26 protein-coding genes are annotated in these 13100 nt (G+C 49.7%); all 26 read left to right on the top strand.

All coding sequences use genetic code 11. From position 1 onward, the window contains the following. Positions 1-740: EF-Tu C-terminal domain-related protein (locus tag BM091_RS11995; protein WP_245735364.1), on the top strand; the 740-nt coding region annotated here is incomplete at its 5' end. 36 nt (positions 741-776) lie between these two features. Continuing rightward, entirely contained in the window at positions 777-1088 is a 312-nt protein-coding gene (rpsJ, locus tag BM091_RS11990; RefSeq protein WP_093396068.1) for a 30S ribosomal protein S10, read from the top strand. A gap of 36 nt (positions 1089-1124) precedes the next feature. Further along, entirely contained in the window at positions 1125-1781 is a 657-nt protein-coding gene (gene rplC / locus BM091_RS11985) for a 50S ribosomal protein L3 (RefSeq protein WP_342745465.1), read from the top strand. A 22-nt stretch (positions 1782-1803) separates the two neighbouring features. Beyond that, positions 1804-2427, top strand: coding sequence for a 50S ribosomal protein L4 (rplD, locus tag BM091_RS11980; protein WP_093396064.1), 624 nt, complete (start codon positions 1804-1806; stop codon positions 2425-2427). Positions 2428-2435: 8 nt separating this feature from the next. Further along, entirely contained in the window at positions 2436-2723 is a 288-nt protein-coding gene (gene rplW / locus BM091_RS11975) for a 50S ribosomal protein L23 (RefSeq protein ID WP_093396076.1), read from the top strand. 27 nt (positions 2724-2750) lie between these two features. Next, entirely contained in the window at positions 2751-3575 is an 825-nt protein-coding gene (gene rplB / locus BM091_RS11970; protein WP_093396063.1) for a 50S ribosomal protein L2, read from the top strand. A 12-nt stretch (positions 3576-3587) separates the two neighbouring features. Next, on the top strand, positions 3588-3875 hold the full coding sequence (rpsS, locus tag BM091_RS11965; RefSeq protein ID WP_093396061.1) for a 30S ribosomal protein S19: 288 nt from the start codon (positions 3588-3590) through the stop codon (positions 3873-3875). After that, positions 3875-4210, top strand: a complete 336-nt coding sequence (gene rplV / locus BM091_RS11960; protein WP_093396060.1) for a 50S ribosomal protein L22 — start codon at positions 3875-3877, stop codon at positions 4208-4210. The genes rpsS and rplV overlap by 1 nt, the downstream gene beginning before the upstream one ends. Before the next feature lie 40 nt (positions 4211-4250). Next, complete coding sequence (gene rpsC, locus BM091_RS11955; RefSeq protein WP_093396058.1) at positions 4251-4874, top strand: 30S ribosomal protein S3; 624 nt, start codon at positions 4251-4253, stop codon at positions 4872-4874. Positions 4875-4886: 12 nt separating this feature from the next. After that, positions 4887-5303 (top strand): 50S ribosomal protein L16, encoded by a 417-nt coding sequence (gene rplP / locus BM091_RS11950; RefSeq protein WP_093396056.1) that lies wholly within the window; start codon positions 4887-4889, stop codon positions 5301-5303. Continuing rightward, complete coding sequence (gene rpmC / locus BM091_RS11945) at positions 5300-5503, top strand: 50S ribosomal protein L29 (protein ID WP_093396055.1); 204 nt, start codon at positions 5300-5302, stop codon at positions 5501-5503. The genes rplP and rpmC overlap by 4 nt, the downstream gene beginning before the upstream one ends. Positions 5504-5515: 12 nt before the next feature. Further along, positions 5516-5824, top strand: a complete 309-nt coding sequence (gene rpsQ / locus BM091_RS11940; RefSeq protein ID WP_093396053.1) for a 30S ribosomal protein S17 — start codon at positions 5516-5518, stop codon at positions 5822-5824. Positions 5825-5833: 9 nt separating this feature from the next. Beyond that, entirely contained in the window at positions 5834-6202 is a 369-nt protein-coding gene (gene rplN / locus BM091_RS11935) for a 50S ribosomal protein L14 (protein ID WP_093396052.1), read from the top strand. Between the two features lie 17 nt (positions 6203-6219). Beyond that, positions 6220-6579: a 50S ribosomal protein L24 gene (gene rplX / locus BM091_RS11930; RefSeq protein WP_093396050.1), complete on the top strand. Its 360-nt coding sequence runs from the start codon at positions 6220-6222 to the stop codon at positions 6577-6579. Positions 6580-6599: 20 nt separating this feature from the next. Next, positions 6600-7139, top strand: coding sequence for a 50S ribosomal protein L5 (gene rplE, locus BM091_RS11925; protein ID WP_093396049.1), 540 nt, complete (start codon positions 6600-6602; stop codon positions 7137-7139). A 14-nt stretch (positions 7140-7153) separates the two neighbouring features. Beyond that, entirely contained in the window at positions 7154-7339 is a 186-nt protein-coding gene (locus BM091_RS11920) for a type Z 30S ribosomal protein S14 (protein WP_093396047.1), read from the top strand. A 21-nt stretch (positions 7340-7360) separates the two neighbouring features. Continuing rightward, positions 7361-7759, top strand: a complete 399-nt coding sequence (rpsH, locus tag BM091_RS11915; protein WP_093396046.1) for a 30S ribosomal protein S8 — start codon at positions 7361-7363, stop codon at positions 7757-7759. 49 nt (positions 7760-7808) lie between these two features. Beyond that, positions 7809-8348 (top strand): 50S ribosomal protein L6, encoded by a 540-nt coding sequence (rplF, locus tag BM091_RS11910; protein WP_093396044.1) that lies wholly within the window; start codon positions 7809-7811, stop codon positions 8346-8348. Positions 8349-8375: 27 nt separating this feature from the next. Then, entirely contained in the window at positions 8376-8750 is a 375-nt protein-coding gene (rplR, locus tag BM091_RS11905) for a 50S ribosomal protein L18 (protein ID WP_093396042.1), read from the top strand. Positions 8751-8774: 24 nt separating this feature from the next. Continuing rightward, positions 8775-9284 (top strand): 30S ribosomal protein S5, encoded by a 510-nt coding sequence (gene rpsE, locus BM091_RS11900; RefSeq protein WP_093396041.1) that lies wholly within the window; start codon positions 8775-8777, stop codon positions 9282-9284. A 9-nt stretch (positions 9285-9293) separates the two neighbouring features. Continuing rightward, positions 9294-9491, top strand: a complete 198-nt coding sequence (rpmD, locus tag BM091_RS11895; protein WP_093396039.1) for a 50S ribosomal protein L30 — start codon at positions 9294-9296, stop codon at positions 9489-9491. A 24-nt stretch (positions 9492-9515) separates the two neighbouring features. After that, positions 9516-9959, top strand: coding sequence for a 50S ribosomal protein L15 (rplO, locus tag BM091_RS11890; protein WP_093396074.1), 444 nt, complete (start codon positions 9516-9518; stop codon positions 9957-9959). 17 nt (positions 9960-9976) lie between these two features. Next, complete coding sequence (gene secY, locus BM091_RS11885; RefSeq protein ID WP_093396038.1) at positions 9977-11284, top strand: preprotein translocase subunit SecY; 1308 nt, start codon at positions 9977-9979, stop codon at positions 11282-11284. A gap of 76 nt (positions 11285-11360) precedes the next feature. Then, complete coding sequence (locus BM091_RS11880) at positions 11361-12002, top strand: adenylate kinase (protein WP_093396036.1); 642 nt, start codon at positions 11361-11363, stop codon at positions 12000-12002. Positions 12003-12020: 18 nt separating this feature from the next. Further along, positions 12021-12797, top strand: a complete 777-nt coding sequence (map, locus tag BM091_RS11875; protein ID WP_093396073.1) for a type I methionyl aminopeptidase — start codon at positions 12021-12023, stop codon at positions 12795-12797. A gap of 81 nt (positions 12798-12878) precedes the next feature. Continuing rightward, complete coding sequence (gene infA / locus BM091_RS11870) at positions 12879-13100, top strand: translation initiation factor IF-1 (RefSeq protein WP_093396035.1); 222 nt, start codon at positions 12879-12881, stop codon at positions 13098-13100.

Below are 13100 nucleotides of genomic sequence, written 5' to 3'. Positions count from 1 at the left end.
TGGAGGTTCGGGAGTTGTTGAGCACCTATGGTTTTCCTGGTGATGAGGTTCCAGTGGTGAAGGGTTCTGCGTTGAAGGCGTTGGAGGCGGATGATCCTGATAGTGAGGATGCGCGTTGTATATTTGAGTTGATGGATGCGATAGACAATTACATACCGGAGCCTGTGCGTGATGTGGACAAGCCTTTTTTGATGCCGATAGAGGATGTGTTTTCGATAAGCGGTCGGGGGACGGTGGTTACTGGTAGGGTGGAGCGAGGTGTGATCAGGGTTGGAGATGAGGTGGAGATAGTAGGTTTTGGACCGACGATAAAGACGGTTTGTACTGGTGTGGAGATGTTTCGTAAGGTTTTGGATGAGGGGCGAGCTGGTGATAACATAGGTATATTGCTTCGTGGTGTGAAGAGGGATGAGGTTGAGCGTGGTCAGGTGGTGGCGAAGCCTGGTAGTATAACGCCTCATACGAAGTTTAGGGCTGAGGTGTATGTATTGAAGAAGGAGGAGGGTGGTAGGCATACGCCCTTTTTTAGTGGTTACAGGCCGCAGTTTTATTTTCGGACGACCGATGTGACGGGGACGATTAAGTTGCCTGAGGGTGTGGAGATGGTGATGCCGGGAGATAATGTGAACATGGAGGTTGAGCTTATTACGCCCGTTGCTTTGGAGAAGGAGCTTCGATTTGCAATTCGTGAAGGCGGTAGAACAGTAGGCGCCGGAGTAATTACGGAGATAATTGAATAACGGCTGGTTCTCGTCGTTCGGAGGCGTGAAGATACAATGAACGTGGGTGAAAGAATAAGAATCCGCCTCAAAGCCTATGATCATCGATTATTGGATCAGGCGGCTCGAGAAATAGTTGAAACGGCTCACAGGTCCGGTGCAAGAGTTGCCGGGCCGATACCGCTCCCTACTGAAATTCATCGATATACGGTTCTGAGGTCTCCTCATGTTAACAAGAAATCCAGGGAGCAGTTCGAGATCCGGGTGCATAAGCGATTGATAGATATTCTCGAGCCGACTCAGCAGACGGTTGATGCACTCATGAAACTCGACCTTTCTGCCGGTATAGATGTTGAGATTAAATCATAAGTTTGTGAGGCGGATGGATAAGTCGGAAGAGAGCGCATAGCCATGATTAGGGGACTTATAGGTCGAAAACTGGGAATGACACAGGTTTTTGCTGAAGATGGGTCTGTTGTGCCCGTGACGGTTCTGGAAGTCGGGCCCTGTGTGGTCACGCAGGTCAAGACCGTTGATCGAGATGGATATCAGGCAGTCCAGCTAGGTTTCGGGGTGAAGAAGGCCAAGAATGTTACCCGTCCTTTGCAGGGTCACATGAAGAAGGCGCTGGAAAACTCCGGTAGAGAACACTTTTTCGCCGTTCTGAAGGAATTTCGTGTTGATGACGTGGAGACTTTTGAAGTGGGTCAGGAAATTCGGGTTGAAGAGGTATTCCAGATTGGAGAACGGGTGGATGTTATAGGGAGGAGTAAAGGACGGGGATTTGCCGGCACCATCAAACGCTGGGGCTTTAGCCGGGGACCGATGACCCACGGTTGCAAGAATATACGGGAACCGGGCTCTACGGGATGCGCAACCTTTCCGGGCAGGGTAATAAAAGGAAAGAAAATGCCCGGACACTACGGCAATGAACGTGTAACGGTGCTGAACCTGCGTATTGTGGATATTCGCCCTGAAGAAAACGTTATTCTGGTAAAGGGAGCAGTACCCGGTGCGCCGAACGGTACGGTGCTCGTGCGGAAGACTAACAGGGTGAAATAAAAGATTAGGTCGGGGAAACGATATGCCGGTGGTAGATGTTTATAACATTGAAGGTCAGGTGGTTGATCAAATATCCCTTAGGGATGACATATTCGACGTTACGGTAAAGATCCCGGTACTCCATCAGGTGGTGCTTTACCAGCTTGCAAAGCGTCGTGCGGGCACTGCTAAGACAAAGACGCGGGCTGAGGTTTCGGGTGGTGGTAGGAAACCCTGGAGACAGAAAGGAACGGGAAGGGCTCGTGCGGGATCCATCCGATCGCCTCTGTGGAGAGGTGGAGGTGTTGTTCACGGTCCGAGACCGCGTTCCTACGCCTTCAAAGTTCCCAAAAAGATGAGGCGTCTGGCTCTAAAGATGGCCCTGACTCAGCGCCTTCGCGACTCAGAGCTCACCGTATTGGATGCTCTCAGGCTGGAGCGAGTCAGAACGAAGGATATGGTTGCCATCGTGGAAAGGTTCGGCTGGGAAAAGCCACTGATAGTTATACCCGAAAGAGACGATATTGTTGAGAAATCGGCCAGAAATATACCCGATGTGAAGGTTCTCAGAAGCGAAGGCCTTAATGTTTATGACATATTGAAGTTTCATCACCTGGTTTTGACCCGCGATACCGTAAAGAGAATAGAGGAGTTTTTAGGGCGATGAGCGAAGAATTGAAGGCATACGAAATTATAAAAAGGCCGATTCTCACTGAAAAAAGCCTTGCTCAAAAGGAGCAGTACAATAAGTTACATTTTGAAGTAGATCGTCGGGCCAATAAAATAGAGATAAAAAAGGCAGTAGAGCAGATCTTCAAGGTCGATGTTATTAGTGTTCGGACCATAAATGTTAAGGGTCGTAAAAAAAGGGTTGGCCGGTATTGGACCAGAACCCCTGACTGGAAAAAAGCAATTGTTACGATTAAACCCGGTCAGCGGGTGGAGTTCTTCGAAGGCGTCTAAAAGATCGAAAGGGATGGGGAAGAACCAATGGGTATAAGAACCGTAAAACCAACGTCACCGGGTCGACGGTTCCAGACCTATCTGACCTTTGAGGAAATTACCAAAAAGGAACCGGAAAAAAGCCTGGTGAAGCCGCTGAAGAAGACCGGCGGCAGAAACAACCAGGGTCGCATTACTGCCTGGCATAGAGGTGGAGGCCATAAGCGTCTTTATCGCATTATTGATTTCCGAAGGGATAAGGAAAACATACCGGCCAAGGTTGCGGCGATAGAGTACGATCCCAACAGATCTGCCAACATCGCCCTGCTGCATTATGTTGACGGTGAAAAACGCTACATTATAGCGCCTCTTGGTCTTAAGGTTGGCGATCGGGTTATCACAAGTGATACGGCCGATATAAAGCCGGGTAACTGCCTGCGTCTCAAAGCAATACCGGTGGGAACGATCGTTCATAACGTAGAACTCCAGCCCGGCAAAGGTGGTCAGCTTGGACGTGCAGCAGGTGCGGCCATACAGATTATGGCAAAAGAGGGTCGGTACGCCGTTTTGAGGCTTCCTTCTGGTGAGATGAGAATGGTTCTTCAGGAATGTAAGGCTACCATCGGGCAGGTTGGAAACATTGATCACATTAACGTCAGCATAGGTAAAGCCGGCCGCAACCGGTGGTTGGGGTGGCGCCCCCATGTGCGTGGTGTTGCCATGAACCCCGTGGACCATCCTATGGGCGGTGGAGAAGGCAGGAGCTCCGGTGGACGTCATCCCTGTACTCCCTGGGGTGTGCCGACCAAGGGATATAGAACGAGAAAGCCCAATAAGCCGAGTGATAAGTTTATTGTGCGGCGTAGAAAGTAAAGGAGGGTTGCTGTGCCGCGTTCCTTGAAGAAGGGACCATTTGTTGACGATCATTTAATGAAGAAGGTTTTGAAGGCCAAACAGACGGGGGATCGTAAGGTCATAAAGACCTGGTCTCGACGATCTACCATTGTGCCGGAATTTGTTGGTCTCACTATTGCCGTGCATAACGGGAAAAAGTTTATTCCCGTTTATATTACGGAAAACATGATCGGTCATAAGCTGGGAGAATTTGCACCTACGAGAACCTTTTACGGTCATGCAGGCGATAAGAAATCGAAGGTCAAAGGGAAGAAATAATGGAAGCGAGAGCGGTTACCAAGTACGTGCGAATTTCTCCACAAAAGGCTCGATTGGTTGCCGACCTGATCCGGGGTAAAAAAGTGGAGGAAGCGTACAGGATCCTGAGATTTACGAGGAAACGGAAGGCGGCGCGATTTATCTACAAGACTCTGGCATCGGCAGTGGCTAATGCTGAAAACACGAAGATGATGGACGTGGACACGTTGTACGTTAAGGAAATTTACGTTAACGAAGGCCCTAGACTTAAAAGATGGAAGGCTCGTGCAATGGGGCGGGTAAGGCCTATTGTGCGGCGTACGAGTCACATTGTGATAGTGGTGGCGGAGGAATAGGCATTTAGCAATTGTGAAAAGGTGTGTGGAGGTGTGAGGCTTGGGTCAGAAAGTACATCCAAAAGGTTTTCGGCTCGGCATAATTAAGACGTGGGATTCAAAGTGGTTTTCCGAAAGGGACTATGCAAAGTTTGCCGTTGAGGATCGCCGTATCAGGGACCTCATAAAGAATCGGCTCTTCCATGCCGGCATATCTCGGATTGAGATAGAGCGAGCGGCAAACAAGGTTAAAATTATCATTCATACTGCAAGACCGGGAATCGTTATCGGCAAGAAGGGCGTTGAGATAGAGTCCCTGAGGAAGGATCTGGAGAATAAATTCGGCAGGGAATTTCTCATCGACATTAAAGAGGTCAGAAGGCCGGAGCTCGACGCGACTCTGGTAGCCGAAAACATAGCCTTGCAGCTCGTACGTCGAGTTGCTTTCCGGAGGGCGATGAAGCGCGCCGTTGCGGCAGCACTCAAGGCCGGTGCAAAGGGAATTAAGGTTGCCTGTGCCGGGCGGCTTGGCGGCGCCGAAATGGCCAGAAGAGAGTGGTACCGGGAAGGAAGGGTGCCTCTGCACACCTTGCGAGCGGATATCGACTACGGAACGGCTGTGGCAAAGACGACCTACGGAGTTATCGGGATAAAGGTATGGATATTTAAGGGAGAGGTTCTTTAAGGAGATTCTGAGATGCTGGCGCCAAAGAGAGTAAAGTACAGAAAACGGCAAAAGGGACGGATGAAAGGAACCGCCTACCGGGGTAATAAGGTGAGTTTTGGCGATTATGGCCTTAAAGCCCTGGAGTGTGGCTGGCTTACGTCAAAACAGATAGAAGCTGCACGAATAGCCATTTCCCGCTATGTAAAGCGTGGTGGAAAGATATGGATTCGCGTATTTCCCGACAAGCCCATTACGAAGAAACCTGCGGAAACTCGAATGGGTAAGGGAAAAGGATCTCCTGAAGGCTGGGTGGCCGTGGTTAAACCCGGAAGGATCCTTTATGAAATTAAAGGCGTGTCGGAGGAGGTGGCCAGGGAGGCCTTCAGGCTTGCGTCCCATAAACTTCCGATAGCAACAAGATTTGTTTCGAGGCAGGATATACTATGAAGGCCAGTGAATTGAGACAGCTTACAGAGGCTGAGCTTCATCAGAAGTTGAAAGAACTCAGAGAGGCTCTCTTTAATCTGAAAATTCAGCATTCTGCCGGGCAATTGCAGAACACGGCGGCTCTCAAAAAAACCAAAAAAGATATTGCCCGGGTATTGACGGTATTGCGAGAAAAACAACGGGAGTCAGAGGCGGCGTGAGGGTAGCGACACATGGATGAAAAGAGGCAATCTCAGAGAAAGACCCGTGTCGGGATAGTGGTAAGCGATAAAATGGATAAGACCGTAACCGTTCTCGTTGAACGGCTTGTGCAGCATCCGAAATATCGAAAGTACGTACGTCGACGCAAGAAATTTAAGGCTCATGATCCTCAGAATCTCTGTCGCGAAGGAGACCGGGTGCTGATTGAGGAGACGAGACCTCTTAGCAAGACCAAAAGATGGCGGGTTGTTAAGATTCTGGAGCGTGAGGTTAAAAGAGGTGACGTGGATTTGCAGGAAGTACAGGATCTGCAGGGGTGAGGGTAAGCCATGATTCAGCAAGAAACTCAATTGAACGCGGCTGATAATTCCGGAGCAAAGAGGCTCTATTGCATTCGCGTTCTGGGGGGCAGCAAGCGTCGATATGCAACGGTGGGCGACGTAATTATCTGTTCTGTGAAGGAAGCCCTGCCCAACGCAAAGGTGAAAAAAGGCGACGTGGTTCGGGCAGTTGTCGTGCGGACGAAAAAAGAGGTCAGGCGCCCCGACGGGTCATACATCAAGTTTGACGACAATTCGGCGGTGTTGATTAACAACGCGGGAGACCCAATCGGTACGCGAATTTTCGGGCCTGTTGCCCGTGAATTGAGGGCTAAAAACTTCATGAAAATTGTGTCGCTTGCCCCTGAAGTGCTTTAAATCGTGAGGTGGTCCTGATGGGTGGAAAGAAGGCGGTCGCAGTGCCGAAATATCAGAAGAAGTTCAAGATAAAAAAAGACGATATCGTAATGGTTATTGCCGGCAAGGAGAAGGGAAAAACCGGCAAGGTTTTGAGGGTGATAAAGAAGAAAGATCGGGTGATAGTGGAAAAGCTGAATATGGTGAAAAGACATCTGAGACCCGGTCCTTATTCTCAGGAAGGTGGAATTCTGGAGCGGGAGGCTCCAATTCATATTTCCAATGTAATGTTGGTGTGTCCCAAATGCAGTAAGCCAACTCGTGTGGGCTATAAGTTCCTCGATGACCAATCCAAGGTTCGTTACTGCAAGAAGTGTGGAGAGGTCATCGACGGCTGACGTCCACGGTGGAGGAGTTCATGTCCAGGCTGAGAGAGGTTTACGAAAAAGAGATTCGTCCCATGCTGATGGAGCGTTTTAAGTATCGCAGCCCCATGCAGGTGCCAAGGCTTCAGAAGATAGTGCTGAACATGGGGCTTGGAGAAGCTATCCAGAATGCAAAGATTTTGGAGACTGCCTCGGCCGATCTGGCTCTCATAAGCGGACAGAAGCCTGTTATTACCCGGGCCAGAAAAAGCATAGCCGCTTTTAAACTCCGTAAAGGGATGCCCATAGGGTGTATGGTCACGCTGCGGAAGGATCGGATGTACGATTTTCTGGAAAAGCTTATTAACGTTGCACTGCCTAGGATTAGAGACTTTCGAGGAGTATCCCCGAGGTCTTTTGACGGTAGGGGAAATTACACATTGGGGATTAGGGAACATATAATATTCCCTGAAATTGATTACGATAAAGTCGATAAGATAAAAGGCTTGAACGTTACGATAGTTACCACGGCCGAAACCGATGAGGAAGCAAAGGCCCTTCTTGAGGGCTTTGGTATGCCTTTTAGAGCATAGGGGAGGGAGGTACTTTGGCTCGTAAGGCTTTAATGATAAAGGCGCAGCGTACTCCGAAGTTCAAAGTAAGGAAATACAATCGTTGTCCTTTGTGTGGTAGGGCAAGGGCATTCCTGCGCAAGTTTGGTATGTGTCGTATCTGTTTCCGAACCATGGCGTTAAATGGTGAGTTGCCCGGAGTAAGAAAGGCCAGCTGGTGAGAGCGGGAGGAGTGGGTCCTTATGGTTATGACTGATCCGATTGCCGATTTCCTGAATCGAATCATGAACGCCCAGCGGGCGAGGCATGATAAGGTTGATATCCCTGCATCGAAGATGAAGCTTAGTATTGCGAGGATATTAAAGGAAGAAGGTTACATACGTCATTACAAGTTCATTAAAGATAACAAGCAGGGAATTATTCGAATACACTTAAAGTACGATGAAAATCGTCGTGCCGCAATAACCGGTATGAAGAGGGTCAGCAAGCCGGGCAGACGAATATACGTAGGGCACGACGAAATACCGAGAGTTCTTAACGGGCTTGGTATTGCAATTCTTTCCACCTCTCGTGGCGTAATAACCGATGCAGAAGCCCGGAAGCAGAGAGTTGGTGGTGAACTGCTTTGCACCGTCTGGTAACGGGACTTTTGAGGTCCCCTAAAGAACTTGAGTGAAAGGAGTGCGGGTCATGTCCCGTATTGGAAAACTTCCTGTGCAGATTCCTCAGGGAGTGGAAGTGAAAATTGAAGGGAATAAAGTGTCGGTGAAGGGCCCTAAAGGGCAGCTAAGCCGGGAGTTCCCTGAGGATGTTGAGATTTTCATGGAAGACAATCAGGTGCGTGTGAGACCCCGTAACCAGACGCGTCGTGCCAGGGCTATGTACGGTCTGGTTAGGACACTTATAAACAACATGGTTACGGGTGTTCACAAGGGCTTTACGAAAGAGCTTCATATTTTCGGAACGGGTTACAGAGCCGAAGTTAAGGGGAATGCCATTCATCTTTCTCTTGGATATTCCCATCCTATTGAGTTCCCGTTGCCCGAAAGCGTTAAAGCCTCGGTGGATAAGCAAACCGTTATAAAGCTGGAATGTCCCGATAAGGAACTTCTTGGGCTCACGGCCGCAAGGATTAGAGCCCTTCGTCCGGTAGAGCCCTACAAGGGCAAGGGCATAAGGTATGGCGACGAAGAAGTACGTCGTAAAGTTGGAAAGGCTGGCGGAAAATAGCTACGAAAATTGGGGGAGTGCTTGTATATGGGATCAGGTGTGAATCCTAGAGTGGAAGGTAGGCTGAGAAGAAAAAAACGGATACGCAAGCGAGTGAAGGGAACCGAAGAACGCCCTCGCCTGTGCGTTTACAGAAGCCTTAAGCATATGTATGCCCAGATAATAGACGATGAGCGAGGGGTGACCCTCGTGTCCGCTTCAACGCTTTCTCCGGAACTTAGAGCTGAACTGGCGGAGATTAAGGGTAAGGTGGAGGCTGCGAAAAAAGTCGGAGAGCTGCTTGGCAAGAAGGCTCTGGAGAAGGGAATAAGCAAGGTGGTCTTTGACAGAAACGGTTATAAATATCACGGTCGTGTAAGAGCCGTTGCCGAAGGAGCTCGTGCTGCAGGATTGCAATTTTAGAATTGTTCGAGGGGAGGCAAAGCCTTGACGAGGCAGAAAGCTACAGAAGCTCAAAATCTGCAACTCATAGACAAGGTCGTTTATATCAACCGTGTGGCCAAAGTCGTAAAAGGCGGGCGCAGGTTTTCTTTTTCCGCACTGGTTGTGGTTGGTGATGGTAATGGACGCGTGGGGTTTGCTCTGGGGAAGGCCAAAGAAGTGCCGGAAGCAATCCGAAAAGGCATGGAAGCAGCCCAGCGTAATATGGTAACAATACCTCTCATAAACGGGACTATCCCTCACGAAGTGGACGGGGAATTTGGTGCTTCTAAGGTCGTCTTGAGACCGGCATCGCCGGGTACGGGAGTTATCGCAGGGAGTGTCGTTCGTGCGGTAATGGAAGCCGCCGGGGTAACCGACATCCTTACCAAGTGTATCGGCTCCCGAAATCCACACAATGTTCTTAAGGCCACAATGGAAGGTCTTAAGGCTCTGAGAAGCCCCGAGGAAGTGGCCCGTATGAGAGGGAAGACGGTAGAGGAGATTCTCAGGTAGGAGGTCTTGATGGCTAAGCCTATAAAGGTAACCCTTGTGAGGAGTCCCATAGGTAGACCGGAGAAGCATCGCCGCATACTTCGTGCTCTTGGGCTTACAAAGCTCCATAAAAGCCGTGTTCTCTATGCCACGCCGCCCGTAGTGGGCGCGATCAAGAAGGTGATTCATCTGGTCGATGTCGAACCCGTAGAAGATGATCAGAAATAGGATGGAGAGGTAACTGATATGGGTCTGAGGTTGCATGATCTAAAGCCGGCACCGGGCTCAAGAAAAGAGAGAAAACGGGTGGGTCGCGGTCCGGGTTCCGGATGGGGCAAGACGGCCGGAAAGGGTCATAAAGGTCAGAAAGCCCGATCGGGAGCAAAGATTCCGCCCTGGTTTGAAGGCGGTCAGATGCCTTTGATTAGAAGGATACCCAAACGAGGTTTTACCAACATCTTCCGCAAAGAGTATGCGGTGGTGAATCTAAGGGATCTCAACAGGTTTCCCGCTAATGCCGAGGTGGGGCCTGATGAGTTAAAGCAGGCCGGTCTTGTTAAAAAGATAAAGGACGGGATAAAGCTGCTTGCCGACGGCGAGCTGAAACATCCTCTTACCATTAAGGTACACAGGGCAAGTGAGGCGGCAATTCAGAAGGTACAGCAGGTGGGGGGAACGGTTTCGATTATATCGTAGTATGAGAGGCAGGGTAGATGTTTACAGGCTTTCAAAACATTGGAAAGATTCCGGAGCTGAAGCAGCGTATAGGTGTTACCCTTATACTGCTTGCCGTATACCGTATCGGAGTTCATGTTCCCGTTCCCGGTATCAATGCTGAGGCACTTACCGCTTTTTTTAATGCGGCCCAGGGAACCCTGCTGGGGCTTTTTGACATGTTTTCGGGAGGCGCCATGAGGCGCCTTTCGGTTTTTGCTCTGGGTATTATGCCCTACATTAGTGCATCGATCATTCTTCAGCTACTCACCGTTGTCATTCCTTACCTGGATCAGCTACGGAAAGAAGGCGAAGCGGGACGAAAGAAAATAGTTCAGTACACGCGTTATGGCACCGTGCTTCTCAGCGTTATACAGGGTTTTGGCATCGCCTTTGGGCTTGAAGGGATGACCGGGCCCGGAGGGGAGCCGATAGTGCTCGATCCCGGATGGGGCTTCAGATTCATGACCGTTATAACGCTTACGGCCGGCACCGCATTTATCATGTGGCTTGGTGAGCAGATAACGGAGCGGGGGATTGGAAACGGAATATCGCTTATCATTTTTGCAGGAATCGTTGCCGGTATGCCGGGAGCTCTGGGTAATACCCTGCGCCTTATGGAAACTGGAGAGATGAGCCTCTTTAAGGGACTTGTGGTTCTGGTCCTTATGGTTGTGGTTGTTGGGTTTATTATTTTTATGGAGCGAGGTCAGAGGAGGATCCCCGTTCAGTACGCAAGACGTGTTGTGGGAAGAAGGGTTTACGGTGGTCAGAGCACCCACATCCCGCTTAAGATCAATACTTCCGGTGTAATTCCGCCGATCTTTGCCTCTTCCCTGATTATGTTTCCGGCAACGATCGCAAACTTTGTGCCCCATCCCATACTTCAATCTGTGTCCAGAATGCTGTCTCCGGGACATCTTTTGCACGATATACTTTATGTGGGTCTTATCATCTTTTTCTGCTATTTTTACACTGCCATTGTTTTTAATCCCGTTGACGTAGCAGATAACATGAAAAAATATGGAGGCTACATACCGGGAATCCGCCCCGGAAAGGCGACGGCTGAATATATAGACAAGGTCCTGAGCCGTATTACTCTTGGTGGGGCTTTGTATGTGTCGGCTGTGTGTATTCTTCCCCAGATACTGATCACCCATTTCAATGTACCGTTCTATTTTGGCGGTACGGCTCTTCTGATTGTGGTTGGTGTGGCCCTCGATACCGTTGCTCAGATTGAGGCGCACATGTTGACCAGACACTATGAGGGATTTCTCAAGTCCGGTAGGATCGTGGGGCGGAGGTAGCAGGTTGAAGTTGTCTTTTCCGTTTTATGGTGTGTTTGGTCGGTTTTTGTCGGGTTGATGGAAGAAGGAGGATGCGATGAATATCATTTTGTTGGGTCCGCCTGGAGCAGGTAAGGGTACGCAGGCAAAGAGAATGATGGAACGTTATGGAATTCCACAGATATCGACGGGTGATATGTTGCGTGCGGCGGTGGCTGCCGGTACGCAACTGGGGCTTGAAGCGAAAAAGTATATGGATGCCGGGCAACTCGTTCCCGATGAAGTTGTGGTAGGTCTTGTAAAAGAAAGAATCCAGCAGGAAGATTGTAAGAAAGGCTTCATGCTGGACGGCTTTCCGAGAAATGTGAGCCAGGCCGAGACACTGGATAAGATGCTTTCCGAACTCGGACAGCAGATAGATCATGTGGTGTGCATAGAGGTTCCTGACGAGGAACTGGTGAAGCGCCTGACGGGGCGCAGGACCTGTAGGCAGTGTGGTGCCGGGTTTCATGTCGTCTTCGATCCTCCCAAGAAAGAAGGCGTGTGTGATAAGTGCGGCGGAGAGCTCTACCAGCGTGATGATGACAACGTTGAAACCGTTACGTCTCGTCTTAAGGTTTACAAGGATCAAACGGAGCCTTTAATTAATTATTACGAAAAGCAGGGCAAGTTGCGCCGCATAGATGGTCTTGGTGCTATAGATGAGATATTTCAGAGGATTGTTTCTGTACTGGGTTAAGTTGTGAAGAAAAGGACGGTGATTGAGCTAAAGAGTCGCAGGGAGATAGAGAAGATCCGGCAGGCCTGTATGATCGTGGCGGAAATCCTTGAGCAATTGCGGGAAGCTGTACAGCCTGGAATTTCGACCTGGGACTTAGACCGTTTGAGTGAGGAGCTTGCTTATAAGAAAAGGGCAAAGCCGGCCTTCAAAGGCTACAGAGGGTATCCCTACGCTCTGTGCGCTTCCGTTAATGAAGAAATTGTCCACGGGATACCCTCAAAAAAAAAGGTTCTTAAAGAAGGGGACATAATAAGCCTTGATTTCGGCGTAGTAGTTGATGGTTTTTACGGAGATGCGGCCATTACCGTGCCGGTTGGGAATATCAGCGAGCAGGCCCGGAGGCTTTGTAAGGTAACGGAGGAATCTCTGTATAAAGGGATTGAACAGGCGCGGGTTGGACGGAGGCTTTCGGATATTTCTCATGCTATTCAGAAACACGTTGAGCGTTTTGGCTATTCTGTGGTTCGTGAATTTGTGGGCCACGGCATAGGAAGAAAGCTTCACGAAGATCCTCAGATACCTAATTACGGTCCTCCGGGAAGGGGAGTAGCCCTGAAGGCGGGAATGGTTCTGGCCATCGAACCCATGATAAACGAGGGGAGTCCGGAGATTGAGATTCTCCCTGACAGATGGACGGCGGTTACGAGAGACAGAAAGCTTTCGGCTCATTATGAACATACCGTGGCGATCTTGCCAGAGGGGCCTGAGATCCTTACTTCTCTTGACGGTTTAAAAGTAGAGATGGCCAGGTAATTTTTGCTTTACAAGGTTTGGTGGTTTGATAGAATACTTTTTTTTGGATCAATAAGATCTGGCAGGAGGAGAGCCGGAGGCATGCCCAAAGAGGATGCTATAGAAGTTGAAGGTACGGTGGTTGAAACACTGCCTAATGCCATGTTCAGAGTTGAGTTGCCCAACGGGCATAGGGTGCTGGCCCATATATCGGGTAAGATGCGAATGCACTTCATACGGATTCTTCCGGGAGATAAGGTGACGGTCGAACTGTCGCCCTATGACCTGACAAGGGGCCGCATTGTGTATCGTGCTAAATCGTAG

Source organism: Thermodesulforhabdus norvegica, from assembly GCF_900114975.1.
Lineage (GTDB): Bacteria > Desulfobacterota > Syntrophobacteria > Syntrophobacterales > Thermodesulforhabdaceae > Thermodesulforhabdus > Thermodesulforhabdus norvegica.
This window is presented reverse-complemented; position numbering and strand designations above follow the sequence as displayed.